This window comes from Thauera sp. ZXT1-4 (assembly GCF_052598215.2).
The window spans coordinates 323,889-349,822 of the sequence record NZ_JBQWSN020000001.1 but is presented as its reverse complement, the minus strand read 5'-3'; the positions used below and the strand labels follow the sequence as shown (position 1 = coordinate 349,822).

Genomic DNA, 25,934 nt, shown 5'->3' with positions numbered 1-25,934 from the left:
CCCATCATTCTTCGAACCAATGGGCGCGCGCAACGGAAATCAGCGCCTTGGCTCTTTCTTCGTCGATCCCGGCCATCTCGACCAGCTCGTCGACCGCAAGGTCGGCCAGGTCGTCACGGGTACGAATGCCCTGCTGGGCCAGCGTTGCGGCAAGGGATTTCTCCATGCCGTCGAGGTTGAGCAGATCATCGGAGACCTTCTCGATCTGCTCCTCGGTGACGATCGCTTCGGTCAGCAGCACATTGCGCGCACGGTTGCGCAGCTCGTTGACCGTATCCTCGTCGAAGGCCTCGATCTCCAGCATCTCGGCCAGCGGCACGTACGCCACTTCCTCGAGCGAGGAGAAGCCTTCCTCGATCAGGATGTCGGCGACTTCTTCGTCCACATCCAGCTTTTCCATGAACAACGCACGCAGGCCCTGCTGCTCTTGCGCGGTCTTCTCGGCCGATTCCTGCTCGCTCATCAGATTGATCGTCCAGCCGGTCAGCTCGGAGGCGAGCTTCACGTTCTGGCCGCTGCGTCCGATCGCGATCGCGAGGTTGTTCTCGTCGACCACGACATCCATCGCATGCGAGTCTTCATCCACGACGATGGAAACCACCTCGGCGGGCTGCAGCGCGGCGACCACGAACTGGGCCGGATCGGCCGACCACACGATGATGTCGATCTGCTCGCCGCCGATCTCGTTGCGCACCGCGGTGACGCGGGAGCCCCGGAGTCCGACGCAGGTACCGATCGGATCGATGCGCTGATCGTTCGACTTGACTGCGATTTTGGCACGCAGGCCGGGATCGCGGGCGCAGGCCTTGAGCTCGAGCAGTCCGTCCTCGATCTCGGGGACCTCGAGCTCGAAGAGCTTCATCAGGAACTCGGGCGCGGTACGCGACAGCACCAGCTGCGGGCCGCGGGCGCCGCGGTCGATGCGCAGCAGGAAGGCCTTGACGCGGTCGCCCACACGCAGGTTCTCGCGCGGGATCTGCTGATCGCGCGGCAGCACGGCCTCCATACGGCCGACCTCGATGATCGCGTTGCCGCGTTCCATGCGCTTGATCGAGCCGGAGACGAGAAATTCCTTGCGGTCGAGGAAGTCGTTGAGCACCTGCTCACGCTCGGCGTCGCGGATCTTCTGCAGGATGACCTGCTTTGCGGCCTGGGCACCAATGCGCCCGAAGTCGATGGGCTCGAGCTCTTCCTCGATGTAGTCGCCGAGTTCGATGTCGGCACGCAGATCACGGGCGTCGATGATGCCCATCTCGCCCTCGTCGTTGGTGACCTCCTCGTCGAGCATCACCAGCCAGCGGCGCTTGGAGGTGTAATCACCGGAATCGCGATCGATCGACACCACCACGTCAGCGTCGTCGTGGATGCGCTTCTTGGTCGCGGAGGCCAAGGCGGTTTCGAGCGCGGAAAAAACGATCTCCTTGGCGACGTTCTTCTCGCGCGCCAAGGCATCGACAAGCAGCAGAATCTCGCGGCTCATTTCAGTAAAACCTCCACATCCACAGTCTCAAAATTGGGGTACCAGGCGTGCTTTCTCGATGTCTTCAAAGGGCAGCAGGACTTCGCCCTTCTCGGTGCGCAGCGCCACCGCGCCGTCCTGCACCCGCTCGATCACGCCGACGAAATTGCGTTGGTTGCCGATCGGCAGGGAAAGGCGCACCTGGGCCTGCTCGCCGGCAAAACGTTCGAAGTCGGCCAGTTTCTTCAGGGGGCGATCCAGCCCCGGCGACGACACCTCAAGGCGGTCGTAATCGACGTTCTCGACCTCAAACACGTGCTGCAGCTGATTGCTCACCGTGGCGCAGTCATCCACGGTGATCCCGCGCTCGATGTCGAGGAACACGCGCAGCAACCGGCCTTTGGGCGAGAACTCGACATCCACGAGTTCATACCCCAGCCCCGTCACCACCTGTTCGATCAGCTGCTCGACATCTGCACGCATGTATTCCGTCCGTCCCTCATGCCGCGCCCTGCTGGCGCCACAAATAAAAAATGGGCGAAACGCCCATCAAACCATTGCTCCTGCCGGAAAAAACCGCTGGCACAACCGGATGACAGACAGAAGCTGTCGCGCAGCAAGAGGGCGCAAACAGGAAGCCATCCATCAAAGCCGCGAGAGTATACAGCGAAAGGACGTGCACGAGCAAACACGCAAAGCATGGTGCGCCACCGGCAGCCGAAGCTGCCGTAGCGACCACGCCTCGCGTGGGACGGGCTCTGCGGCCTCGCGCCGCCGCTGCGCGGGTTCAGCGCGGCTTCGAGGGTGCACGCACCTGCGTGCGATGCATCTTGACCGGGCGCTTCGCGCGCTCGTCCTGCTGCCGGCTCTGCTGCGGCGGTGGCAGACCCGCGAGCGCGCAGGCCTCGGCCTCGGGCATCTCCATCCACATGCCACGCTTGAGGCGCGCAGGCAACTCTACGCTTCCGTAGCGCACGCGCATGAGCCGGCTCACGGTGAGGCCCACGGCTTCGAACATGCGCCGCACTTCACGGTTACGCCCTTCCGAAATCGTCACCCTGTACCAGTGGTTCGCGCCCTCTCCGCCCTCGTCACGCAGCACATTGAACTTTGCTGGACCATCCTCGAGCTGAATCCCGTCGATCAGGGACTTCGCCTGCTCCTCGCTCAAGGCACCGAGCACCCGTACGGCGTATTCGCGCTCGAGCGCGTAACGCGGATGCATCAGCTTGTTGGCAAGTTCGCCGTCATTCGTGAACAGCAGCAGCCCGGAAGTATTGAAATCCAGCCGCCCCACCGCCAGCCAGCGCCCCTTGCGCAACAGCGGGAGGCGCTCGAACACGGTCGGGCGCCCTTCGGGGTCCTCGCGCGAGACGATCTCGCCCTCCGGCTTGTGATAGATCAGAACCCGGGGCGAACGCTGGTTGAAGCGCAGCGGCACCAGTCGGCCATTGACCTTCACGCGGTCCCCCGGACCAATCTTCTGGCCAAGCGCAGCCGGCTCGCCATTGACCGTGATCCGACCCGCGACCACCCATTCCTCGATCTCGCGGCGCGAGGCAACGCCCGCCTGAGCCAGAACCTTCTGCAGACGCTCGGGCTCGACCGGCTCGGGCGGCGCACCGCGCCCTCCGGTCCTGCCGCCCTGCCCCCTGGCCTGAGCGGGTCGCGGCGCGCTAGGCGCATCCTGCGACCGTCCGCCCCCACGGGCGTCGCGCCGGCGGGACGGCACGCCGTCCTCGGACCACTCGCCCGTATCGCGGGCAGCATGCCCCTCCTGGCGGTCCGTGCGCTGCGCACGGGGGTCGCGATCGAGAATCTCGATCGCTTCAGACTTCTTCTTCAAGGGCGGGCGCAGTGGCCGGTTCGTTTTGCGAGACATCGATGAGGTCCATGATTTTTTCGATTTCGGTCAGCGCAGGCAGTTCGGTCAGACTGCGCAAGCCCATGTCATCGAGGAAGCGCCGGGTGGTGGCGAAAAGCGCCGGCCGCCCCGGGGTGTCGCGGTGGCCGACAACGTCGATCCACCCCCGCGATTCGAGGGTTTTCAAGATGTTGGGCGACACCGCCACTCCCCGGATATCCTCGATGTCACCGCGGGTGACCGGTTGCCGGTAGGCGATGATCGCCAGTGTTTCCATGACCGCACGCGAGTAACGCGGCGGCCTCTCCTCCTTCAGGCGGTCGAGATAGACCTGAACTTCGGCCCGCGTCTGGAAGCGCCAGCCGCTCGCCAGCTGCACGAGCTCCACCCCGCGCGCAGCATCGAACCACTCGGCGCGCAACTCGTCGAGCAGACGACGCACCAGGTCCGGACCCGGGTCCTCATCGAACAGCCTGCGCAGCTCGGCCACCGTCAGCGGGCCCGTGGCCGCCAGCAGTGCAGCCTCCACAATGCGCAGCCAGGCTTCAGGCGTCGTCGCGGGTTGCATCGGCAAGTTTCACGTAAATCGGCGCGAACGCCTCGTTCTGGGTCACTTCAACCAGCTTTTCCTTCACCAGCTCGAGCACGGCGAGAAAGCTCACCACCAGGCCCGCCGCACCGAGCTCGACCTCGAACAGCGTGTCGAAAACCACGAAGCCGCCTCCGCGCAGCCTGCGCAGGATCACCGTCATGTGCTCGCGCACCGAGAGCTGTTCGCGCTCCACGCGGTGCGTCTGCGTCAGACGGGCCTTCTTCATGATGCGAAGCCAGGCCAGCTGCAAGTCATGCAGACTCACCGCGGGCAAGCGCTCGACCACCTTCTCGGCGGCGAACACGCCGACCCATTCGAAATCCCGCTCGACACGCGGCAGCGCATCGATCCGCGCTGCGGCAAGCTTCATCTGCTCATATTCGAGCAATCGGCGAACCAGCTCCGCGCGCGGATCGACTTCCTCTGCATGCTCGCGTGGCGGCCGCGGCAGCAGCATGCGCGACTTGATTTCAAGCAGCATTGCCGCCATCAACAAGTACTCGGCGGCAAGCTCGAGATTGGAAGTCCGCATGGCTTCGACGTACTCGAGATACTGCGCGGTCAACGGCGCCATCGGGATGTCGAGCACGTCGAGGTTCGCCTTGCGGATCAGATACAGCAACAGATCCAGCGGCCCTTCGAATGCATCGAGGAAGACCTGCAGCGCGTCGGGCGGAATATACAGGTCTTTCGGCAGTTCGAGCAGGGGCTCGCCATGGATGCGCGCCAACACGTCGAGGGTGTCGGCGGTGTCGACCGGCGCCAGATCGAGCGGCAGATTCATCAGCAAGCCATGCCCGGACGGAAAACGACGTCCCGACCTCAGCCGTAGTCGAGGCCCATGGCCTCGCGCACGTCACGCATGGTTTCCTGTGCAAGTTTTCGCGCACGCTCGCAACCATCGGCCATGATGCTGCGTACCAGACTGGGGTCGTCCAGGTAGGGCTGCGCACCCTCGTGAAGCACCTCCTGCTCCTTCAGGATGGCCTCCAGCACCGGCTGCTTGCACTCCAGACAGCCGATACCGGCCTTGCGGCAGCCATCCTGCACCCAGCCCAGCGTGGACTCGTCGGAATAGATTGCGTGCAGTTGCCACACCGGACACCGCTCGGGCTCGCCGGGATCGGTACGGCGCATGCGTGCCGGGTCGGTCTGCATGGTACGTACCTTGCGCGTGACGCTCTCCGCATCCTCGCGCAGATTGATCGTATTGCCGTAGGACTTCGACATCTTCTGGCCGTCAAGGCCGGGCATGCGTCCGGCCGGGGTGAGCAGCGCCTCGGGCTCGACGAAGATCATCTTGCCGCTGCCCTCGAGATAGCCGTACAGGCGCTCACGGTCGCCGAGACTCAGGTTCTGGGTCTCGTCGAGCAGCGCCTTCGCCTGCTCGAGCGCATCCTCATCGCCTTCCTGCTGGAAGCGGGTGCGCAGCTCGTGGTATAGCCGTGCACGCTTGGCGCCGAGCTTGCGCACAGCATCCTTCGCCTTGTCCTCGAAACCGGGCTCGCGGCCGTACAGATGATTGAAGCGACGGGCAATCTCACGGGTGATCTCCACATGCGGCACCTGATCCTCGCCCACCGGCACCTTGTCGGCGCGATAGATCAGGATGTCCGCCGACTGCAGCAGCGGGTAGCCGAGGAAGCCGTAGGTCGACAGGTCGCGCCCCTCGATCTTCTCCTGCTGCTCCTTCCACGTCGGCACCCGCTCGAGCCATCCGAGCGGCGTCATCATCGACAGCAGCAGATGCAGCTCCGCATGCTCCGGAACGCGCGACTGGATGAACAGCGTCGCCTGCGCCGGATCCACGCCGGCTGCGAGCCAATCGATGAGCATGTTCCACACGTTCTGCTCGATCACCTCGGGCGTGTCGTAGTGCGTGGTCAGCGCATGCCAGTCGGCAACGAAGAACATGCAGGGGTATTCCTCCTGCAGCTTCACCCAGTTCTTCAACACGCCATGGTAGTGGCCAAGATGCAGACGCCCGCTGGGGCGCATGCCGGAAAGGACGCGTTCTGCGTACATGAGGGATCAGAAGCCGAAGAAGATCGAAAGCAGGTAACGGAAGCCGGCAATCAGCGGCCACAGGATGTCACCGAGGATCCCGGTGAAGAGGAGCACAAGCAGAATCGGGAAGCCGTAGGGCTCCAGCCGCGCATAGCGCCAGGCGAGCCGGTTGGGCAACAGGCTGACCGCGATGCGCCCGCCGTCGAGCGGGGGGATCGGGAGCAGGTTCAGCGCCATCAGCACCGCATTGATCTGGATGCCGGCATCGGCCATCTTCAGCATCGGAAGCGTGTAGGCGCCCGGCTCGCTCTTGGCCGCGATCGTAAACAGGATCGCCCACCCGATCGCCATGAGCAGATTCACGAAGGGGCCGGCGGCGGCCACCCAGAGCATGTCCGCCTTGGGGTTGCGCAACCGACCGAAATTGACCGGCACCGGCTTTGCCCACCCGAACAGGATGCCGCCCGCGCCAGCGATCGAACTGAGCGCAAGAATGCCTGCCGGCACCAGGATCGTGCCCACCGGGTCGATATGCCGCAACGGGTTCAGCGTGATGCGCCCCGCTAGGTCCGCAGTAGGATCGCCGAAATGCCGCGCCACATAGCCGTGCGCAGCCTCGTGCAGGGTGATGGCCAGCAGCACCGGGAGGGCCCAGATGGCCAGCGTGGAGATCAGCGAATCCATTCGAGTGTCGTTCGCAAACCGAGGATCTTACAGCCCGAGCGGCCCGAGCGGGCCGCGACCCTCGCGCACCAACTCAGGGACGCCCGAGGTCAGATCGACCACTGTCGTCGCCTCCGGGCCGCAGTACCCGGCCTCGATGACGAGATCCACCTGCTTGGCCAGACGGTCGCGAATCTCATCCACGTCGGTCAGGGGCAGTTCCTCGTCGGGCAACAGCAAGGTCGAACTCAGCAACGGCTCGCCGAGCTCGGCCAGCAAGGCCGAGACGACAGGATGGTCGGGGACGCGCAGACCGATGGTCTTGCGCTTGGGGTGCAACACGCGCCGGGGCAGTTCCTTCGTCCCTTCGAGAATGAACGTGTACGGCCCGGGCGTGATCGCCTTGAGCAGTCTGTACTGACTGTTGTCCACCCTGGCATAGGTACCGATCTCGGACAGATCACGGCACACGAGCGTGAAGTGGTGGCGTTCGTCCACGCCGCGGATACGCCGGATGCGCTCGAGCAGCGCGGCGTCTCCGACATGGCAGGCAAGCGCGTAAGCCGAGTCGGTGGGCAGCGCAACCAAGCCTCCGGCACGGATGATGTCCGCCGCCTGGCGGATCAGGCGCGGCTGGGGCTGTTCGGGGTGCAGCGAAAAGAACTGGGCCATGTCTTCTAGTTCGTCAAGGTTTGTGCGGGCGGCCAGAACCGTGACCACACCGGCTCGAGATCGGGCGGCAATGGCCGACAGCAGCCCACATCCACCACGCTCTCGTTCTCGCCGTGGAAGTCCGATGCACGCGACGCCAGCAGGCCACGCTGCCGCGCGAGGTGCGCGAAACGAAGCATCTCTTCCTCGGTATGCGCACCGGAGACGACCTCGACCGCTTCGCCCCCTGCCGCCATGAAGCGATCGAAGAGCAGCGCCAGCTGAGCGGAGGACAGCCGATAGCGCGCCGGATGCGCCACCACCGCCACGCCACCCGCAGCCCGGATCCATCCCACCGCTTCTTCAAGCGTGGCCCATTCATGCTCCACGAAGCCGGGCTTGCCGCGCACGAGGTAATGATCGAACACCGTCTTCACGTCCGGCATCACGCCACTCGCCACGAGGTGGCGGGCGAAATGCGCCCGGCTCACCAGGTCCGGGTTGCGCGCGAAACGCCTGGCGCCGCTGAGCGCATCGTGAATCCCGACGGCCTCGAGCGCCTCGCTCATGCGCTGCGCGCGCGCATCACGCCCGCTCCGCACCTGGGCCAGCCCATCGCGCAAGGCGGGGTGCCGGTGGTCGACATCGAGTCCGACGATATGAATGGTCGCGCCCGCGAACGACACCGAGATCTCCACCCCCGCCACGAAGGCGACGCCTTGCGCACGCGCGACGCGCGCGGCCGCATCGACACCGCCGACCTCGTCGTGATCGGTCAGCGCAAGCAACTCCACACCGTTCGCAACGGCGCGCCGAACCAGTTCCTCGGGCTCCAGCCAGCCGTCGGAGACAGTCGAATGGCAGTGCAGATCAGCGTTGATGGCGCGCAGCCCGGCGGCTGACGGATCGCTCATGCGTATCCTGTATCGAATCAGTAGGCTGGAATGATAGCAAATCCCGCCTTCAAACCCCGTGCAGGCTCCAGGCGAGCCTCGGCACCTGTCGCGTCTCGCGTGCAATTGCCGCAATCTCCCCGGCAGCGTGTGAGCCGGTATCATTTGCAGCCCCGTTCCTCCGAAGCGCACGATGTCCCCGCAAGCCGCAGACCAGCCCCCCGCTACCCCGACGCAAAAAACACCTCCGCCGCATGCGCGCACACCGGTGCCTCAGGCGCAGGCGCACACCGTGTTCGAAGACGTGCAGGGAGTGCTTACAGGCTGCCTGTTCGTGGCACTGGCAGTGCTCATGCTGCGTGAAAGCTCGCTCCTCACCGGAGGAACGACCGGGCTTGCCTTCCTCACGCATTACCTCGGCGGCTGGCCGCTGGGCATCGTGCTGTTCATGATCAACCTGCCGTTTTACGTGTTTGGCCTGCGCACCCTCGGCCGCACCTTCACCATCAAGACCTTCTGTGCCGTCGGCGTGCTCGCGCTGCAGACCGAACTGCTGCCGGCAGTGATCGGCTTCGAGCACCTGAACCCCGTCTTCTCCGCGATCATGGGCGGACTGCTCGCGGGAATCGGGATCCTGATCCTGATCCGCCACGGGGCCAGCCTGGGCGGGGTGACGATCCTCGCACTGTATTTTCAGAAACAACGCGGATGGCGGGCAGGCTGGGTGCAGATGGGCTTCGACTGCCTGATCCTGTCGCTCGGCCTGCTGGCGGTGAGCCCGGACAAGGTCGCACTCTCCGTGCTCGGCGCCGCAGCGCTGAACTTCGTGATCGCGGTCAACCACCGCCCGGGCCGGTACTTCGGCATCTGAGCGGGCACTGAAGCCTGCCCGCTCAATCCTCCCCCAAAGCCCCCGGCGCTTCGTCCTCCTCGCGTCGCAGGGCCTCGGCCGCCTGCGCCGCGGCAACCATCGCCGCACGCGTTTCGGGCGTCTCCAGGCTGATACGTCCCAGGGCGCCATCGCGGTAATCCTGCAGCAGGATCTGTGCAGCCTTCTCCAGGTCCAGCCCGCCCCCCTTCACCAGACAGCCGCGCCTGCGTCCCACGGCCTCGACCAGTGCCGGGCCGTCCATCACCGCCAATGCATCGGCGCCCAGGCGATAGCGTGCGCTCAGCTGCGCCGGATAGCGGGCGATCAGAATGTCGCCGAGAAAGGCCGCCACCTCCTCATCGATCACTGCGTTGCGGCCGATGGCATGGCTCGCAGCAAGCATGTAGCCGTCCGCGTCATATGCGATCTTCGGCCACATCATGCCGGGCGTGTCGGTCAGCGTCATGCCCGGCCCGAGATCCAGGGTCTGCTGGTGCTTGGTCACGGCAGGCTCGTCCCCCACCTTGGCCACCTTGCGTTTGAGCAGCGCATTCATGAGGGTCGATTTGCCCACATTGGGGATCCCCATGATCATCATGCGCAAGGGCTTGACGCCATCGTCGCGGTGCGGCGCGAGCTGAAGGCACAGCCCGGGAACGCGCGCGACCTCTGCCGGGTTTTTCGCCGAGATCGCCACCGCCTTCACGCCGGGCTGCCGGTTGTAGTGCTCCATCCAAGCGCGCGTCACCGCAGGGTCGGCCAGGTCCGACTTGTTGAGCAGCTTCAGGCAGGGGCGGTTACGGAAGCGGCGCAATTCGCTGATCATCGGATTGCTGCTCGCCTCGGGCAGGCGCGCGTCGGTGACCTCGATCACCACGTCGATGGACGCCATCGCCTCCGCTGCTTTCTTGCGTGCGGAGGCCATGTGTCCTGGAAACCACTGGATGGGCATGGGGAATTGCCTTCATGTTCGAAGCGGGGATTATCCCACCCGACGTTTTTTTGCGCGAACACCCAAATAAAATCGCGCACAGCCTGAAAAAGCGTGTATTGTGCCGGTCGCAGTCGATTCAAGCAGTGGTTGTTCTGGTGGTTGCCCAGCGTGTTCCAAGAGAGCGCGTGTCGGTTTGATGCCCCCTGATTACGTTTCTTGATCGTTCCTGCATTTCCGGGGCGCAAGCCCGCAATTTTTCATATGGAACGCAAAATGAGCACTCAAACCGGTACCGTGAAATGGTTCAACGACGCCAAGGGCTTCGGCTTCATCACCCCTGAAGGCGGCGGCGACGACCTGTTCGCCCACTTCTCGGAGATCCAGAGCAAGGGCTTCAAGAGCCTGGCCGAAAACCAGCGCGTCGAATTCGAAGTCAAGACCGGCCCGAAGGGCCTGCAGGCGGCCAACATCCGCCCGCTGTAATCGATCCGACGTCTCCGACGTCCTTCGATTGATCCGAAACGCGGCCTTGCGCCGCGTTTTTGCTTTTCCGGCGCCTGCCGCTGCTGACTCCAGCCTGATTCGCCCCACGGCGGCCACGAGCCGCTTTTTTCGTTTGCCGCGCCGGAATCGCCGATAATCGCGACTTCGCAGCGCTGCTGCACATCGCCGCCACCACAGCCCGACTGCCATGACCGACTCTGCCCGCACCGAACCCGCCAGCCCCGAGGCTACCCTGCGCTTCGCCGACCTCGACCTCCCGGCCCCGCTCCTTTCTGCGCTGGCCGAGGTCGGCTATGAAACGCCGTCGCCCATTCAGGCCGCCTGCATTCCTCAGTTGCTCGCAGGCCGCGACATCCTCGGCGAGGCGCAGACCGGCACCGGCAAGACCGCCGCCTTCGCGCTGCCGATGCTGGCCCGGCTCGACCTCGCCGACACGCGCCCTCAGGTGCTGGTGCTGACGCCAACGCGCGAGCTTGCAATCCAGGTCGCCGAGGCCTTCGCCAAGTACGCCCATCATCTGAAGAACTTCCATGTGCTGCCGATCTACGGCGGCCAGAGCATGGTGGTGCAACTGCGCCAGCTCTCGCGCGGTGCCCAGATCATCGTCGGCACCCCCGGCCGGGTCATGGACCACCTCGAGCGCGAGAGCCTCAAGCTCGACGCGCTCAAGGCCATCGTGCTCGACGAAGCCGACGAAATGCTGCGCATGGGCTTCATCGACGATGTCGAATGGATCCTCGAGCACACGCCGACCGAGCGCCAGACCGCGCTGTTTTCGGCAACGATGCCCAACGTAATCCGCGACGTCGCCCGCCGCCACCTGCGCGAGCCGCAGGAGATCAAGATCCGCGCCGCCACCTCGACCGTAGCCAAGATCAGCCAGCGCTACTGGCTGGTGCGCGGCGTCGACAAGCTCGACGCACTTACCCGCATTCTGGACGCCGAGGAAACCTTCGACGCCGCACTTGTCTTCGTGCGCACCAAGATCGCCACCGAGGAACTCGCCGACAAGCTTGCCGCCCGCGGCTACGCCGCCGCCGCCCTCAACGGCGACATGACACAGGGCCTGCGCGAACGCGTGATCGAGCAGCTCAAGAACGGCGCGCTCGACATCGTCATCGCCACCGACGTCGCTGCGCGCGGCATCGACGTACCGCGTGTGTCGCACGTCATCAACTACGACATCCCCTACGACACCGAAGCCTACGTGCACCGCATTGGCCGCACCGGCCGCGCGGGCCGCGAAGGGGTGGCGATCCTCTTCGTCGCACCGCGCGAGACGCGCATGCTGAAGATGATCGAGCGCGCAACCCGCCAGCCGATCACACCGATCGCCCTGCCAAGCACCGAGGAAGTCACGAATCTGCGGGTCGCCCAGTTCAAGCGCCAGGTCGTCGACGCGATCGCCAGCGAGGATCTGGGCTTCTTCATGGGCATCGTGAATGATCTGGTCGAAGAAAACGAACTCGACATCCACGAAGTTGCCGCCGCGCTCACCCTGCTCGCCCAGCGCGAGCGTCCGCTGCAGATCGAGCAATCCGGCCGCGGCTGGGACATCGCCACCGCACCCACCACCTTCGAGAACCGCCCGCCGCGCGCTGAACACTTCACCACAGGCGCTCCGCGCGAGCATGCGCCCCGCCCGAACCGGGACGAGATCCTGGCGCGTCGCCGCGCCTTCTCCGAAGGATCGCTCGTGCGCTACCGCATCGAGGTCGGTCGCATGCACGGCGCCAGCCCGAAGGAGATCGTCGGCGCAATCGCCAACGAAGGCGGCATCGAAGGCCGCTTCATCGGCCAGATCCACCTCTTCGACGCGTTCTCCACGGTGGAGCTGCCTTCCAGCCTGCCCGAGGACCTGCTCGCCACACTGCGGCGCACGCGCGTCCGCCAGATGCCGCTGAACATCCGGGCCCTGAGCGCCGCCGAGGAAGCCACCACCCCAACCCGACGCACACGGCCGGCGGACGATGCCCCCCGCGAGCGCCACGGCAAGAGTCGCGAAGCCAGCGGCGATCGACCGCGCGCGCCCTATCGCGAGGACAAGCCCTTCTCCGACCGGCCGCGCCCGACGCGCAAGCCCGAACCCGGGGAGAAAGCTCCCTTCGCCCCCCGGGGCGAGCCGCACAAACGCCCCCAGCGCGGCCCGGACCATGGTCGCCCCTCTTCCGGACCCAAGCGGCGGGACAAGTGATTCAATGACAACATCTTTCACCGGACAAGCGTGATTTCCGTCAACTTTTCGCGAGCGTGCTCCACCTAGAATAGGTCGCCTCATCGACGCGCCACACGCATGCCCGAAAACCTGCCCTGCTTTCCTCGATCCACTCGCTCCGTTGCGCCCTGCGCACATTGGAGCGAGCAGTGTCTGGCCGCGCGCCCCTGGCGGGCCGGCTGCGACGATGACTTGACCGAAGGGGCAAAGAACGCAGCATGAGGAAGCACCTCGCCCGAGCCCTGCTGCTTGTCCCGCTGTTGCTCTCCGCACTGGCGAATGCCGCCGAACCGCTCACGCTCGGCGTGTTCGCGCTACGCCCGAAGCCGATCGTGGAAGCCACGTGGCACGCATTTGCCGATTATCTTGGCGAAGGTCTGGGTGACCGCGAGGTACGGCTGCGCGTGCTCGACACGGAAGAGTTGCGCGGCGCCATCGACCGCCGCGAGGTCGACCTGCTGCTGACGAACCCGGCGCATTTCATCGAACTCAGGGCGTCCAGCCCCCTCTCCGGCGCCATCGCCACTCAGGTCAACCTCGACGGCGGCATCGAAGTCCGGACCTTCGGTGGCGTAGTCGTCGTGCGCAGGAAGGACGAACACCTGCGGTCGCTGGCCGACCTTGAGGGACGGCGCGTCGCCACGACCTCATCGAACTTCCTCGGCACCTACCCGGCGCAGGCGCTCGCGCTCAAGAAAGCCGGCGTCGATCTCGAGTCGCTTCGACTCAGGCCCTTTGGCCAGGATCAGGACAGCGTGATCGACGCACTGCTCGCCGGGCAGACCGATGCAGCCTTCGTGCGCACCGGGCTGATCGAGCGCCTGTCCCGCGAAGGCCGGGATATCTCCGGGCTGCGCGTGCTCAACCCGCTTACCTGGCCGGATCACCCCTACATGAGCTCCACCGAGCTCTATCCAGAGTGGCCACTGGTCGCCTTGGACCACGCCGACGAAAAGGTGGTGCGACGGGTAGCCGCGCTCGTCCTTGCGCTGCAGCCAGAGCATCCCGCGGCCGTCGCCGCCGGAATCGCGGGCTTCACCATCCCCTCGGACTACTCGCGCGTAGAAGAAGCGATGCGTGAACTGCGCCTGCCGCCCTTCGACAGCAGTCCCGAGTTCACTTGGTTGGACATCTGGGAGAAGTACCAAGAGTGGCTGTTCGCGTTCGCACTTGCGGCGATCACCATCGTCCTGCTGCTCGTCCGGATGCTGCAGAACAACGGCCGGCTCGAGCGAGCGAACGAAGCCGCACGCATGCTCGCCGTGCAGGTCGATCTCGAACGCCACCATCTGCGCAATGTGGTCGAAGCCAGCCGCGCTGGAAGCTGGGAGTGGAATCTGACGACCGGCGAGTGGGTTGTCGACCGGCGCATGGCCGAAATGCTAGGCATGCCGGAAACGGCGAGCCGCCAGCTCGATCGTTCGCACTGGCGCGTGATCGTCCACCCCGACGACCTTGCAGCCGCCGAATGCGAGCTCAAGCGCCATATCGACGGCGAAACCCCCTGCTACGAGCTGGACCTGCGCCTGCGCCACACCGACGGGCACTGGATCTGGGTGCATGACCGCGCGATCGCCGTGCAGCGTAACGCGCGAGGTACTGCCGAACTGATCACCGGCGCGCAGATCGACATCACCCGCCGCAAGGCCAACGAAGAGAATCTTCAACTCGCGGCCAGCGTCTTCTCCTCCAGCTACGAGGCGATCGTCATCACCGATCCGCGCAACCGGATCGTGGACGTCAATCCTGCCTTCACCCGCATCACCGGTTTCAGTCGCGACGAGACGATCGGCCGCGATCCGAGCATGCTCAGTTCCGGTCGGCAGAGTCCGGAGTTCTACAAGAAGATGTGGGACGAGCTCGAGCGGAACGACCACTGGCGCGGCGAGCTTTGGAACCGGCGCAAGGACGGCGGGGAGTTCGCCGAAGTGCTCTCAATCAGCAGGGTGCGTGACAGCAGCGGACGACTGCTCCATCACCTGGCAATGTTCTCGGATATCAGCCGTCTTAAACGCCACCAGGAAGAGCTGAACCGCATCGCGTACTTCGATCCGCTCACCGGCGCGCCGAACCGGCGCCTGCTAGACGATCGCATGCGACAGGCGATTGCCCACGCGAACCGGAGCGGAGACAAGCTCGCCGTCTGCGTGATCGATCTCGACGGCTTCAAGCCGATCAACGACCTCCACGGACACAAGGCGGGCGACCAGGTTCTGGTGGGTATCGTGGATCGCCTCAACCAGCTCCTGCGCGCCAGTGACACCGTAGCCCGTCTGGGCGGTGATGAGTTCGTGCTGCTGCTGGAGGACGTGCAGGGCAACACCGTGCTCGAACGCATCCTCGAAGCGATCCGCGCGCCGTTCGTGTTAGGCCGCGAGCGGGTCAGCGTATCGGCGAGCATCGGTGTCACGCTCTATCCCGAGGACAAGTCCGACCCCGATACCCTCCTGCGCCATGCTGACCAGGCGATGTACCGCGCCAAGCAGCGCGGACGGAACTGCATTCAATACTTCGACGCCGGCATCGAAGACGCGCAACGTCGCCGCAAGCAGCGCACCGAACGCCTCGCCCTCGCCCTGAAGCAGCGGGAATTCGTGCTGCACTATCAGCCGCAGGTGGACATCAATCGCGGGCGGCTCGTAGGCCTAGAGGCGCTGATCCGCTGGCAACACCCCGAGCGGGGACTGCTGCCGCCGGCCGAGTTTCTGGATGACATCGAAGGTACGGACCTGGAGGTCGATCTGGGGCAGTGGGTCATCGACAGTGCCCTCGCCCAGTTGCGCATCTGCCGCCAGGCGGGCGTGGACATCAGCGTGAGCGTCAACATCGGCACCGGCCTGATGTTGATGCCCGGCTTCGTGGAGGTTGTGCGCGGTGCGCTGGAGCGCCATCCGACCATCCCCCCCTCCAAGCTCGAGCTCGAGATCCTCGAGTCCACCGCCCTCGACGACATGGTGCATGCGATGGAGATCCTGCACGCCTGCCGTCGTCTTGGTGTACGGATCGCACTGGACGACTTCGGCACTGGCTATGCATCACTTCGCCACTTCCGCCAACTCCCGGTCGACCTGCTGAAAATCGACCGCAGCTTCGTCCTCGACATGCTCACGGACGAGGAGGCGCACGCGATCGTCGGGGCCGTGGTGCAACTTGCCGAAACCTTCGGGCGCGACGTCATCGCCGAAGGGGTGGAAACACCGGCGCATGCCGAAGCCCTCTCTGCGCTCGGCTGCCGACTCGGGCAAGGCTTCGGCATCGCACGCCCGATGCCTGCGGAGCACCTGCTCGCCTGGCACGCGTGGTATGAGGACGGCACGGGCACGCCAGCGTCGGCCGCGTGCCGCGACAACACGCCAGCCTCCTGGGACGCGGACGCGTCCTGTACCCTCTGATCGACCCAGTTGCAGCCCCTGGCTGCGATGCGAATCCCCCCAAGCGATGAAACTGCTTTCCTGGACCCACCAGAGCAGCGCCGGCTTCACGCTGCGCGGCCACTACACTGTGCCGAGCGGACGCCCGGTCATCCACTTCCTCCACGGCAACGGCTATTGCGGCCTCGTCTATGCGCCGATGCTAAAGGGTCTGAGCGAGCACTTCGACCTCTTTCTTTCCGATACCCAAGGGCACGGCGAGAGCGAACACGGCGGTCGCTTCACGGGCTGGAACCGCTGCGCCGAACTCGCCCTGGAGGCCTGGCATGCGCATGCCCCCTTGTTCGGTCGTGCGCCTGTCCACGCGGTTGGCCACAGCTTCGGCAGCGTCATCACCTGCCTCATGCTCGCACGCGCACCCGGGCAGTTCTCACGCGCCGTGCTGCTCGACCCTGTGTTGTTCTCTCCGGCGATGATCGGGCTGATGGCGCTCTCGGACGTTGTCGGCCTCTACTCGCGCAACCAACTCGCCACGCGCGCGCGCCGTCGTCGCCACCACTGGCCCGACCGCGCCGCTGCACGTGCCAACCTGCATGGACGCGGCATGTTCCGCGGCTGGCGCGAGGACGCCCTCGACGCATACGTCGAGCACGCCCTGCGGGATGTCCCGGGCGGGGGCGTCGAGCTCAAGTGTCTGCCTTCGCGCGAGGCCGAAATCTTCGGTTCCTACCCACGCCGGCTGTGGTCCTCGCTCGCTCGCATCGAGATCCCGGTACAGGTGCTGCGCGGGCGCGACAGCTACCCCTTCGCCGCACGCGCAATCCAGCGCTGGGCGGAGCGGCGCGCCAACGTGCGCTGGAGCGAGGTGCCCGGTGGGCATTGCTTCATGCAGGAGGACCCGGACGCCGCTGCCGGTGCGGTGCGCGGCGCACTGCTCGGTAGCAACGCCTGAGCGTTGCGCGGCCTCAGCGCCCCGGCTTGCCGAGCAGGAAGCGCGGCTCGACCAGCACCTGCTCCCGCCCGTTCGTAACCCAGGCCTGTCCGTCCTGAATACTCACCTGCAGGCGCATGCTGCGCTCGGCCAGGCGAGCCAGCGCAGCCGTCGCCTCGCGGTCGAGCTCCAGCACGCGCAGCCCGTCGTGACGCGCGAGCTTCGGCGCGACGCCGTTCCACCAGACATCCAGCGCACGGCCGTAGCCGACGACGACCACTTCGCGCGCGCGCCCGCAAGCCTTGCGGATCCACTTCTCATCGGGCTGCCCCACGTCGATCCAGCGCTCGATCACACCCGTGAGATCCTTCTGCCACAGATCCGGCTCGTCCTCCACGCACAAACCCTTGCCGAAGGCGAGCGCCGGGTCGGCGAAGAGCGCGAACGCCAGCAGCCGGACCATCATGCGCTCGTCGGTCTCGGACGGGTGGCGCGCCAGCGTGAGGCTGTAGTCCGCGTAATGGTGTCGGTCCATGTCGGCCACCTGCAGGTCGGCCTTGAAGATCGTAGCCTTGAGTGCCATCAGTGAACCTGCCCGTTGGCCGTTCGCAAGGCTTGCTGCCAGGCAATCACCGCCCGCGCGGAGTGGGCCATGACCAGCTCGCGCTGACTGCCCGGCAGCTCGCGCACCAGGGCCGCGAACAAGGCCTGCGTGGCCTCCTGGCCGATGCCTTCGCTCGCCAGCCCTTCCGACAGGCAGCGGATCTGGATGAAGGCCAGCGCGTCGGCCACCAGGCGCCAGCCCGCGACCGGCATCTCGCGCGTGAGCGCCAGCAGGTGGCTGCCCAGCTGCCCCGCAAGGCGCAGTGCCTCCTCCCGATTCTCGCTGGCGATCGAGGCGTGCCAGAGCGCGAGGTGAACCCCGCGTCGCAGCTCGACCTTGAATTCGATGGCACATTCCTCGACGCTACCGATCTCATCGAAATGGCGCAGGAAACGGGACTCCGCGCGCGCGCCCAGCCCGGTGCGCAGGGCGCCGATGAGCTCGCTCAGTGCGGGGATCGACACCAGGCCAAAGGCCCGGCTCCAGGCCAGCCCCCACTGGTCCAGACCATAGAGCAGCAGGGCGATTCGCGCCGCCTGCGCCTCCCCTGCCTCCCCCGCCTTCCCGCGCAGGCTCCAGTCGGCGAGGTCGCCCTGCAGTTGCTCCACGCCCTTGCGTCGTGCGGCGTCGTCCTCATTGACGCTGAGCCGGAACACGCGTGCAAAGGTCTGCTCTGCCATGCCTGCGGCCTGACGCTGCGCGTCGGGGTCGACCAGCGCGGCCATCGGGTCGGGAGGAAGGATCTTCTCGGACGAATTCATGCTCGCTCCTTCACGCGCTGTCACGCGACCAGAGCGAGGGCGCCACCGTGCCCACCTGGTTGCGCTTCCCATCGCGGAAGCCCTGCAGCACACGCCGCAACGCGCCCTCATCTTCCGCAGTGAAGCCACGTTTGAAATCGGTGAGGATCAGTCGCGGGCGCGAAAGCCAGTTACCGGGCGCATCATCGATCGCACACCAGGCCGCATCGCCAGGACTGGCCTCGTGCTGCGCCAGCCACACCATCGCCTCGCGTTCGCGCAGGCCATGCAGTTCCGCCCCCGTCTTCGGTAGCAGTTGCGGCGTAACCCCTGCGATCTGCGCGCGAACGTCCTCGGCAAAGCGCGTGATCAGTCTGGACAGCGAGAACAGCATGCGCCAGTCCGATGCGATCACGATGCGTGCTTCGGAGAACTCGCGCACGACGGCTTCGATCCTCGGCAGGCAGCGGAAATCCTCCGCCTCCCCCCACGGGTGGGTTACGCCGTCGAAGTCCATGAAGATGTAGGTGGGTCGTGACATATTTGGACGGGGGACAAATTATCCCCGCACGCTCCAGGAGATTGTTGCAATGCGCAATATACTGCATGCACCATAGTGGCGCCGCGTGCCCGATGTCACGATCGACCGGAATCAAGCCCCGGCGGCACCCTCAAGGGCATTTTCGTTGCACTGCAACAACACATCCATCAAGGAACGCTTCAACATGAAACCTATCGTCAGCCTGGAAGGCAAGGTCGGACTGATCACCGGAATCGCCAACGAGAAATCCATCTCCACCGGCGTGGCCGAGGCCTGCATAGAGGCCGGAGCCAAGGTCGTCATCACCTACCAGAACGAGAAGACGCGTGCGTTCATCGAGCCGGTCGTGCATCGACTCGGGGTCGAGGACGTGGTGCTGCTCGACGTCACCCGCCCCGAAACCATGGCGGACGTGTTCACCCAGATCGACGCCCGCCATGGCAAGCTCGACTTCGCCATCCACAGCATGGCCTTCGCCAAGCGCGACGACCTGCATGGACGCGTCGTGGACAGTTCGCCCGACGGCTTCGCGCTCGCAATGGACGTATCCACCCACTCCTTCGTGCGCATGGCGAAAATGGCAGAACCCCTGCTCATGAAGGCTGGCGGCGGCGCGCTGGTGACGATGACCTATCTCGGTTCGGAGAAGGTGATCCCGAACTACGGCGTGATGGGTCTGTGCAAGGCGGCGCTGGAGGCAGCCACCCGCTACATGGCAGCCGAACTGGGCACAAAGGGCATCCGCGTGAATGCGGTTTCTCCCGGCCCGCTCATGACCCGCGCAGCCTCGGGCATTGCCGGGTTCGACGGGCTGATGGCGGCCGCGGTCGAACGTTCGCCAATGCACGCGCTGGTGACCCCCGAGGACATCGGCGCCCTTACCGCCTTCCTCGTGTCGGATGCGGGCCGTCTGGTGACCGGTGGCGTGCATTTCGTGGACGCCGGTTATAACATCATGGCCTGACGTCCTGGAGATGGCACGATGGATTTTTCCGCAGCACGCGAGTTGATCGGACGGCAGACCGTCCTCCTTCCCGACCCGGTTCCGGAACACCCCTTGCTCGACGGGAAAAAGGAAATCGGGCGCGGCGAATACTCCATCGTGCTCGACAAGGGCGACGGCGAGCGGGTGTACAAGATTGTCAGCTCGCCCGCGGATTATTTTCTCTACACGGCCGAGGATCGCCCCCGCGGTGAGCACTTCCCCATCATCCACGCAGACCACGGCATCGTCGGCCGCGCGCAGTCGGGCTACCCTCTGCACCTGCTCGAGATGGAAAAGCTCTACCCGCTGGCCGAGGATGCGCCCGCGGCGGAGCTCGCACGGCGCCTGATCGAGGTGTATTGGTCGGCCTGCCAGCAATGGAGCCGGCTCGGCGCGGACATGGGGCGCATCGCCCTCTACGACATGACCATGAATCCGCTTGCGCTCGGCACCGGCATGCAGAAGGCGGTCAAGGCGCTGTCCGATTTCGTCGAGGACTACCAAGTACTACCCGATATCCTCAACGCCAACAACCTCATGATGCGCAAGGACGGCACCCTGGTGTTCTCCGACCCGGTCTTCATCGCATGAGCCCGCCTTCCCCACCCTGCGCATCGCAGGCGCACCTCTCGCAACCAAGTCCCCGCACATGAGCGCGCAGCGTGCAGATGCCTGCGATCACGAGCACCCGGCGCCAGCCCGGCCCGCCTCGATCGGGATCGCCCGCAGCGGGCACTTCGATGGCCCTGCGTTCGAGCGGGCCGTGACAGAGCTGTTGCGCGCCGCCGGCATTGACCCCGACAACTCCCACACGGGCCGCACCGCGCAGCGCGTGCGCGAACTCTGGCAGCGCCGGTTGCTCGGCGGCTATGAGCTCGATCCCGCCGAGGCGCTTGGCGAAGGCTTCGAGGATGCACGCCGCGACATGGTCGTGATCCGCGGCATCGCGGTGCACGGGGTCTGCCCACACCATCTCGTCCCCTTCCGGGGCGTCGCGCATGTCGCCTACCTGCCGGGCGGTCGTCTGCATGGATTCGGCCGCATCGCCCGCATGGTCGACGCGATCGGGCACCGCTTCACCTATCAGGAATGGATGACGCGCGACATTGCCGATGCGCTCGTGACCCACGGCATGGCCGACGGCGCCGCCTGCGTGATCGAGGCCGAGCAGCTGTGCCTGTTGCTCGGTGAGGACCGGCGCGGAGACGAGCGGGTGGTGACGCAGGCGTTCGCGGGATCGTTCGCACACTCACCGCAGGCGCGCAACGAATTCCTTCACGCCATCGAGGACCGTCGGCGCTGATCAGCGCCAACGGCCAGCAGCTCCGCGGGTCTAGCCTTCCTGCTGGAAATCGATGATCACGGCGCGGCGCGCGAGCCTGTGCGCACTCACATCCACAAGCACCACCTCGCGTCCCTCGATCACGACAGTGCCACGGTAACGATCATCGCCGCTCACCGAGTACTCGAAGTCGAAGCCCCGCCGCAGCACCATGTGCCCACGGTCGTTGCGCGCAAAGCGCAGCCCATGCCCCACCACGGTTTCGTCGAGCAACTGCACGCCCTCGCGCTGGCAGGCACGGCGCGCCGCCGCAATGCCGGCCTCGCGCGCCTTCAGACTGTCAAGCCAGAACCAGACCACACTACCGGTCAGCAACAGCACGAAGAGTTCGGTGAGGGTCATGTCGGAAAGTGGCACACGCTGCATTCGCGCGAACGCAGGCGCGCGGGGAAGGCCTCTCCGCTGGCGCTCACGGCAGCATCATGCCGCGAATCGTGAAGAACAGCATCGCAGCCATCAACGCGGAAGCCGGCACCGTGATCACCCAGGCCGCAGCGATGCGCATCAGCTGTGAGCGCTTCACGAGCTCGCGGCGGTACACCTTCTTCAGATCCTTGCGCTCGCCCTTGGAGAAGTGGGCCGGATCCTCGGCGTTCTTCGAGCGCTGCTTCAGATCCTCGAGCATGGCCCCCTTCTCCTCGAGCGTGGCCTTGTCGAAGCGCTGGATGAACGCCTCGATCGCGACGATGTCGCCCTCAGGGTGGTGCGCCTTGATCTCGGCCAGCATGCGGTCGTAGTTGCTTTTGAGATATTCGCGCAGGAAGCCCACGCCGAACACGCCACCGACCGCGATGTGCGTCGAGCTGACCGGCAGCCCGAACTGGCTCGCAAAGATCACGGTGATGGTCGCGGCCATGGCAATGCAGTAGGCCCGCATCTGATCCAGTTCGGTGATCTCCGAACCCACGGTACGGATCACCTTGGGTCCGAACAGCGCCAGCCCCAGCGCGATGCCGATCGCCCCCACCATCATCACCCAGGTCGGGATCGGCGCCGCCTTGTGGATCTCCCCCCCCGAGCTCACCACATCGACGATCGCAGCCAGCGGACCCACCGCGTTCGCAACGTCATTCGAGCCGTGTGCAAAACTGAGCAGCGCCGCAGCGAAGATCAGCGGCACCGTGAACAGCCGGTTCACGCTTTGCTTGGTGTTGGCCACAACGGACTGGCGCTGGGCGAGCACGCGCCGCAGCACCAGCGTGACCACCAGACCAAGCACGAAGCCATAGGCCAGCGCCTCACCGAAGCTCACCTTCCAAACCTTGCCCAGGCCCTTGAGCATGAGGTAGGTCGAGAAGGTCCACGCCATCAGGCCCACCAGCAGCGGCACCATGCGCCGTGCGGCCTCGGCCATGTCCACCTGATAGGTGATGCTGCGCTTGACCAGATACAGGAAGCCTGCGGCGAACAAGCCGCCAAGCAAGGGAGAGATCACCCAACTCGCGGCGATGCTGCCCATCGTGTTCCAGTCGACGATCGAAGGCCCGGCTGCCGCCATGCCTGCGCCGAGCACCGCGCCGACGATCGAGTGCGTGGTCGACACCGGAGCCCCCACCGCGGTGGCAAGATTGAGCCACAAGGCCCCGGCCAGGAGTGCGGCCAGCATCACCCAGACGAACACATCCGGGTCGGAGATGAGGTCCGGATTGATGATGCCGTTGCGGATCGTGCCTACCACCTCGCCGCCTGCAATCAGCGCCCCCGCGGCCTCGAATACCGCTGCGATCACCAGCGCGCCCGCCAGGGTGAGCGCGCGCGAGCCGACCGCGGGGCCGACGTTGTTGGCGACGTCGTTGGCACCGATATTCATGGCCATATAGCCACCGATCATGGCCGCCATGACCAGCACCAGGCTGCCTTCTCCAGCCCCCCGCATAGCCGAGTAGAACATCACACCGACGATGAAGAGCACACCCATGCCGAGGCGGAATATCTCTCCGCGGCCCTTCTGGGCCGCACGCTCGATGTCGGTGATGTGCTGCAAGTCCACGATGGGAGTCCGTTCAATACGAAAGCGCGTATTGTTTCAGAAAATTTGCAATGGCCCAATCCATTCCTGCTGCAGCACCGCAAATTGCCATCCCCTCCCCTGGGGTCGGCTCCGGGGAGGTCTTACAGGCGGTTGTACTTGTCGGCCCTGCCGCGCGCGAGTTCGACCGGGTAGCGTTCCGCGTTGATGCGGATCTTGCGCTGCGCCGCGTCGGCGAGGTCCACACCCAGCACATCGCTCAGGCGGACCAGGTAAAGCAGCACGTCCGCCATCTCCAGCGCCACCGCTTCGTGGGTGTCCACAGGCAGGCGCGCAGACTGCTCGGGGGTGAGCCACTGGAAGTGCTCGAGCAGTTCCCCCGCTTCGCCAGCCAGCGCCATGGCAAGATTCTTCGGTGTGTGGAACGGCGTCCACTCGCGCTCGGTCGTGAAGCGGCGCATGGCCTCGCGCAACTCGTCCAGCGCGTCTCCCGAAGGTCGCATCTCGCTCATTCGATGTGATGCTCCAGGTCGAAGCCGGCCGATTCATCTACGCCAAGTTGCCGCACCAGCCATGGCAGGGCCGCCTCCAGCCGCTCGGGCAACACCCAGGGCGGGTTGATCACGTACAGCCCGCTGCCAAACATGCCGAACCCGTCGCGCGGCGGAGCAGATACGGCCAGGCGCACGTCCAGCCAGCTCTCGGCGCCGATCTCGGCGAGCTTCTGTGGCAAGGCACGGGCCTCGGGGCGCGCCAGCATCGGATACCACACCGCAAAAGTACCGGTTGGGAAGCGTCGCAACGCCTCACGCACGGTGTCGACCGTGCGGCGGTAGTCTTCCTTGACCTCGTAAGGCGGATCGATGAGCACCACGGCACGCCGGGTGGGCGGTGGCAGCAAGCCCTTGAGCGCACCGAAGCCGTCGCTGCGCTGCACCTGCACGCGCTCGCGTTCGGTAGTGAAGGTGCGCTGCAGCGATTCGTGATCGGCCGGATGGAGCTCGAACAGACGCAGCCTGTCCTGCGCGCGCGCCTTGGTCATGGCCAGTGCGGGCGAGCCTGGGTAGAACAGGAGCCGGCCATGCGGGTTGAACTGGCGCACGGCATCGAGGTACGGCCCGAGCGCCGGAGGGACGTCATCCCTGTCCCACAGTCGCCCGATCCCGGCCGCCGCCTCGGCGGTCTTGCCGGCCTGCTCGCTGTCGAGCGCATAGCAGCCGCCACCGGCATGCGTGTCGATATAAACCCAGGGTTTATCCTTGCGGTTGTAGTAGTCGAGCAATTCGAGCAGCACGAAGTGCTTGAGCACATCCGCGTGATTGCCCGCATGGAAGGCGTGTCGATAGCTGAGCATGGGTGTTGTCCGTTCGCGGCCGGCATCGTAGCACCCCGCAGGGCGCGGCAAAACCCTTGGCAGATCAGCCACATTGACACAATCACCGTGTTTGCACGCCAGAGCGCAGTTGTTATGATGCGCGCCCCGACATGCCGCAGTACGCTGTGGCACGAGACAGACATAGCGAGAACAACACATGAGCATCTATGCCCTGGGCGATCGCCGCCCCAGCTTCGGTCAAGGCAGCTGGATCGCCCACAACGCAACCGTGGTGGGCGCAGTGCACGCCGGGCGCAACGTGAGCATCTGGTACAACGTGGTGATGCGCGGCGACAACGACCCGATCACCATCGGTGACGACACCAACATCCAGGACGGCACGGTGCTGCACAACGACAAGGGCGTTCCGCTTCACATCGGCAGCGGCGTCACCATCGGCCACATGGCCATGCTGCATGGCTGCACGATCGGCGATGGCAGCCTGATCGGCATCAACGCGGTGATCCTGAACCGTGCCGTCATCGGCAGCCAGTGCATCATCGGCGCGAATGCCCTGATCCCCGAGGGCAAGGTCATTCCCGACCGCTCGCTCGTCGTCGGGTCTCCGGGCCGCGTCATCCGCACCCTGACGGAGGATGAGATCGAGCACCTGAAGTGGAACGCGCAACATTACATCGAGAACGCGCGTCTGTACGAGAAGGATCTGTGCGCACTCGAACCCGCCAGCGTCATCGAAGGGGCCGCTTGATGAAACCCGCCCTGCTCGCCCTGGTCGCGGCATTCAACATCGCCGTGGCTGTGCCTGCCGCCGCCGAGGCCGGCGCGCCGCTCACGGTCGAGTTATCCGCGCAGGCCAGCACCGCGGCTGCCAACGACCTCGCCACCGCGGTACTGTATGTCGAGCGCTCCGGTGCCGACGCCGCGGTGCTTGCCGACGAGGTGAACCGCGCCATCGCCGGGGCGCTGGAAACCGTGCGCGCGGAGAAAACGGTCAAGGCGCAGACCGGCAGCATCTCCACCTGGCCGGTCTACGACAAGGACGACCGTGGCCGCATCACGTCGTGGCGCATGCGCTCGGAGATCCGCCTCGAAAGCATGGACCTGGCGGCGATGTCCGCGCTGGTCGGACGACTGCAGGCCGGTCTGGCGCTCGCCCATGTCGGCATGGAGCCTGCCCCCGCCACGCGGCGCAAGGCGCTCGACGCGGCCACCGTCGACGCGCTACAGGCTTTCGAGGCCCGCGCCGGACTGATCGCCGGCACCCTGGGTCGGAAACACCGCATCGTCCACCTCAGCGTCGGTGACAGCGGCTTCTCGCCCCCCCCGATGCCCCGCATGCGCATGGCGACCATGGCCGCCGCCGATGCCGCACCCGCACCGCTTGAAGGCGGCGAGAGCCAGGTATCGGTGCATGTGAGCGGGCGCATCGAGTTGACGGACTGACAGCCTGAAGGACCCGTGG

At 65.6% G+C, this 25,934-nt stretch carries 27 protein-coding genes; 10 read left to right on the top strand and 17 right to left on the bottom strand.

Annotated elements, in window-relative coordinates; all coding sequences use genetic code 11:
* Positions 1-4 precede the first annotated feature (4 nt).
* The 9 genes from nusA to ACUH78_RS01640 form a co-directional block, all read right to left on the bottom strand.
* Complete coding sequence (nusA, locus tag ACUH78_RS01680) at positions 5-1,480, bottom strand: transcription termination factor NusA (protein WP_418362866.1); 1,476 nt, start codon at positions 1,478-1,480, stop codon at positions 5-7.
* A 27-nt stretch (positions 1,481-1,507) separates the two neighbouring features.
* Positions 1,508-1,942, bottom strand: a complete 435-nt coding sequence (rimP, locus tag ACUH78_RS01675) for a ribosome maturation factor RimP (protein WP_418362867.1) — start codon at positions 1,940-1,942, stop codon at positions 1,508-1,510.
* 304 nt (positions 1,943-2,246) lie between these two features.
* Positions 2,247-3,341: a 23S rRNA pseudouridine(2605) synthase RluB gene (gene rluB, locus ACUH78_RS01670; RefSeq protein ID WP_418362868.1), complete on the bottom strand. Its 1,095-nt coding sequence runs from the start codon at positions 3,339-3,341 to the stop codon at positions 2,247-2,249.
* Positions 3,289-3,891 carry an SMC-Scp complex subunit ScpB gene (gene scpB / locus ACUH78_RS01665; RefSeq protein ID WP_418362869.1) on the bottom strand — a complete coding sequence of 201 codons (603 nt, stop codon included), beginning with the start codon at positions 3,889-3,891 and terminating at the stop codon, positions 3,289-3,291. Before scpB ends, rluB begins: the two co-directional genes overlap by 53 nt.
* Positions 3,869-4,699, bottom strand: coding sequence for a segregation and condensation protein A (locus ACUH78_RS01660; protein ID WP_418362870.1), 831 nt, complete (start codon positions 4,697-4,699; stop codon positions 3,869-3,871). Before ACUH78_RS01660 ends, scpB begins: the two co-directional genes overlap by 23 nt.
* Positions 4,700-4,737: 38 nt before the next feature.
* Entirely contained in the window at positions 4,738-5,940 is a 1,203-nt protein-coding gene (locus tag ACUH78_RS01655; RefSeq protein ID WP_418362871.1) for a tryptophan--tRNA ligase, read from the bottom strand.
* 6 nt (positions 5,941-5,946) lie between these two features.
* On the bottom strand, positions 5,947-6,606 hold the full coding sequence (locus ACUH78_RS01650) for a site-2 protease family protein (RefSeq protein ID WP_418362872.1): 660 nt from the start codon (positions 6,604-6,606) through the stop codon (positions 5,947-5,949).
* Between the two features lie 27 nt (positions 6,607-6,633).
* Positions 6,634-7,257 carry an L-threonylcarbamoyladenylate synthase gene (locus tag ACUH78_RS01645; protein WP_418362873.1) on the bottom strand — a complete coding sequence of 208 codons (624 nt, stop codon included), beginning with the start codon at positions 7,255-7,257 and terminating at the stop codon, positions 6,634-6,636.
* A gap of 5 nt (positions 7,258-7,262) precedes the next feature.
* The gene (locus ACUH78_RS01640) at positions 7,263-8,150 is read right to left on the bottom strand and encodes a 3',5'-nucleoside bisphosphate phosphatase (RefSeq protein WP_418362874.1); all 888 of its coding nucleotides are present in this window, start codon (positions 8,148-8,150) and stop codon (positions 7,263-7,265) included.
* A gap of 172 nt (positions 8,151-8,322) precedes the next feature.
* Between ACUH78_RS01640 and ACUH78_RS01635 the strand changes: the two genes are divergently transcribed.
* Positions 8,323-9,000 (top strand): YitT family protein, encoded by a 678-nt coding sequence (locus ACUH78_RS01635; RefSeq protein WP_418362875.1) that lies wholly within the window; start codon positions 8,323-8,325, stop codon positions 8,998-9,000.
* Positions 9,001-9,022: 22 nt separating this feature from the next.
* Here ACUH78_RS01635 and ylqF read toward each other — a convergent pair whose 3' ends face one another.
* Positions 9,023-9,952, bottom strand: coding sequence for a ribosome biogenesis GTPase YlqF (ylqF, locus tag ACUH78_RS01630; RefSeq protein ID WP_418362876.1), 930 nt, complete (start codon positions 9,950-9,952; stop codon positions 9,023-9,025).
* A gap of 255 nt (positions 9,953-10,207) precedes the next feature.
* Here ylqF and cspE point away from each other — a divergent pair, with 255 nt between their 5' ends.
* The 4 genes from cspE (at position 10,208) to ACUH78_RS01610 (ending at position 16,976) form a co-directional block, all read left to right on the top strand.
* The gene (gene cspE, locus ACUH78_RS01625) at positions 10,208-10,417 is read left to right on the top strand and encodes a transcription antiterminator/RNA stability regulator CspE (protein ID WP_002926583.1); all 210 of its coding nucleotides are present in this window, start codon (positions 10,208-10,210) and stop codon (positions 10,415-10,417) included.
* Positions 10,418-10,625: 208 nt separating this feature from the next.
* A complete protein-coding gene (locus ACUH78_RS01620) occupies positions 10,626-12,632 on the top strand; it encodes a DEAD/DEAH box helicase (RefSeq protein WP_445332437.1) in 2,007 nt (668 codons plus the stop codon).
* Between the two features lie 239 nt (positions 12,633-12,871).
* On the top strand, positions 12,872-16,045 hold the full coding sequence (locus ACUH78_RS01615; protein WP_445332438.1) for an EAL domain-containing protein: 3,174 nt from the start codon (positions 12,872-12,874) through the stop codon (positions 16,043-16,045).
* A 46-nt stretch (positions 16,046-16,091) separates the two neighbouring features.
* Complete coding sequence (locus tag ACUH78_RS01610) at positions 16,092-16,976, top strand: alpha/beta fold hydrolase (protein WP_445332439.1); 885 nt, start codon at positions 16,092-16,094, stop codon at positions 16,974-16,976.
* Between the two features lie 13 nt (positions 16,977-16,989).
* Here ACUH78_RS01610 and ACUH78_RS01605 read toward each other — a convergent pair whose 3' ends face one another.
* From ACUH78_RS01605 to ACUH78_RS01595, 3 genes are read right to left on the bottom strand one after another with little or no spacing between them, the layout of a single operon-like run.
* On the bottom strand, positions 16,990-17,538 hold the full coding sequence (locus ACUH78_RS01605) for a YaeQ family protein (protein ID WP_445332440.1): 549 nt from the start codon (positions 17,536-17,538) through the stop codon (positions 16,990-16,992).
* A complete protein-coding gene (locus tag ACUH78_RS01600) occupies positions 17,538-18,320 on the bottom strand; it encodes a hypothetical protein (RefSeq protein ID WP_445332441.1) in 783 nt (260 codons plus the stop codon). Before ACUH78_RS01600 ends, ACUH78_RS01605 begins: the two co-directional genes overlap by 1 nt.
* 10 nt (positions 18,321-18,330) lie before the next feature.
* A complete protein-coding gene (locus ACUH78_RS01595; protein ID WP_435750756.1) occupies positions 18,331-18,840 on the bottom strand; it encodes an HAD domain-containing protein in 510 nt (169 codons plus the stop codon).
* Between the two features lie 184 nt (positions 18,841-19,024).
* Here ACUH78_RS01595 and fabI point away from each other — a divergent pair, with 184 nt between their 5' ends.
* The 3 genes from fabI to folE are packed head-to-tail and all read left to right on the top strand — an operon-like array spanning position 19,025 to position 21,128.
* A complete protein-coding gene (gene fabI, locus ACUH78_RS01590; RefSeq protein ID WP_418362883.1) occupies positions 19,025-19,804 on the top strand; it encodes an enoyl-ACP reductase FabI in 780 nt (259 codons plus the stop codon).
* An 18-nt stretch (positions 19,805-19,822) separates the two neighbouring features.
* Complete coding sequence (locus ACUH78_RS01585) at positions 19,823-20,416, top strand: hypothetical protein (RefSeq protein WP_445332442.1); 594 nt, start codon at positions 19,823-19,825, stop codon at positions 20,414-20,416.
* A 58-nt stretch (positions 20,417-20,474) separates the two neighbouring features.
* Complete coding sequence (folE, locus tag ACUH78_RS01580; protein ID WP_418362885.1) at positions 20,475-21,128, top strand: GTP cyclohydrolase I FolE; 654 nt, start codon at positions 20,475-20,477, stop codon at positions 21,126-21,128.
* A gap of 30 nt (positions 21,129-21,158) precedes the next feature.
* Here folE and ACUH78_RS01575 read toward each other — a convergent pair whose 3' ends face one another.
* The 4 genes from ACUH78_RS01575 to ACUH78_RS01560 all read right to left on the bottom strand — a co-directional run bounded on the left by ACUH78_RS01575 (position 21,159) and on the right by ACUH78_RS01560 (position 24,490).
* Positions 21,159-21,509, bottom strand: a complete 351-nt coding sequence (locus tag ACUH78_RS01575) for a DUF3301 domain-containing protein (RefSeq protein WP_435750758.1) — start codon at positions 21,507-21,509, stop codon at positions 21,159-21,161.
* Between the two features lie 67 nt (positions 21,510-21,576).
* Positions 21,577-23,157 carry an inorganic phosphate transporter gene (locus ACUH78_RS01570; protein ID WP_445332443.1) on the bottom strand — a complete coding sequence of 527 codons (1,581 nt, stop codon included), beginning with the start codon at positions 23,155-23,157 and terminating at the stop codon, positions 21,577-21,579.
* Positions 23,158-23,279: 122 nt separating this feature from the next.
* Positions 23,280-23,639: a nucleotide pyrophosphohydrolase gene (locus ACUH78_RS01565; RefSeq protein ID WP_445332587.1), complete on the bottom strand. Its 360-nt coding sequence runs from the start codon at positions 23,637-23,639 to the stop codon at positions 23,280-23,282.
* Between the two features lie 5 nt (positions 23,640-23,644).
* The gene (locus ACUH78_RS01560) at positions 23,645-24,490 is read right to left on the bottom strand and encodes a 23S rRNA (adenine(2030)-N(6))-methyltransferase RlmJ (protein ID WP_418362888.1); all 846 of its coding nucleotides are present in this window, start codon (positions 24,488-24,490) and stop codon (positions 23,645-23,647) included.
* A gap of 178 nt (positions 24,491-24,668) precedes the next feature.
* On the opposite strand from ACUH78_RS01560, the gene ACUH78_RS01555 reads away from it, so the two are divergent.
* Together ACUH78_RS01555 and ACUH78_RS01550 are read left to right on the top strand one after the other, a co-directional pair.
* Positions 24,669-25,220 carry a gamma carbonic anhydrase family protein gene (locus tag ACUH78_RS01555; RefSeq protein WP_435750760.1) on the top strand — a complete coding sequence of 184 codons (552 nt, stop codon included), beginning with the start codon at positions 24,669-24,671 and terminating at the stop codon, positions 25,218-25,220.
* On the top strand, positions 25,220-25,915 hold the full coding sequence (locus ACUH78_RS01550; protein ID WP_445332444.1) for an SIMPL domain-containing protein: 696 nt from the start codon (positions 25,220-25,222) through the stop codon (positions 25,913-25,915). The genes ACUH78_RS01555 and ACUH78_RS01550 overlap by 1 nt, the downstream gene beginning before the upstream one ends.
* Positions 25,916-25,934: the final 19 nt, after the last annotated feature.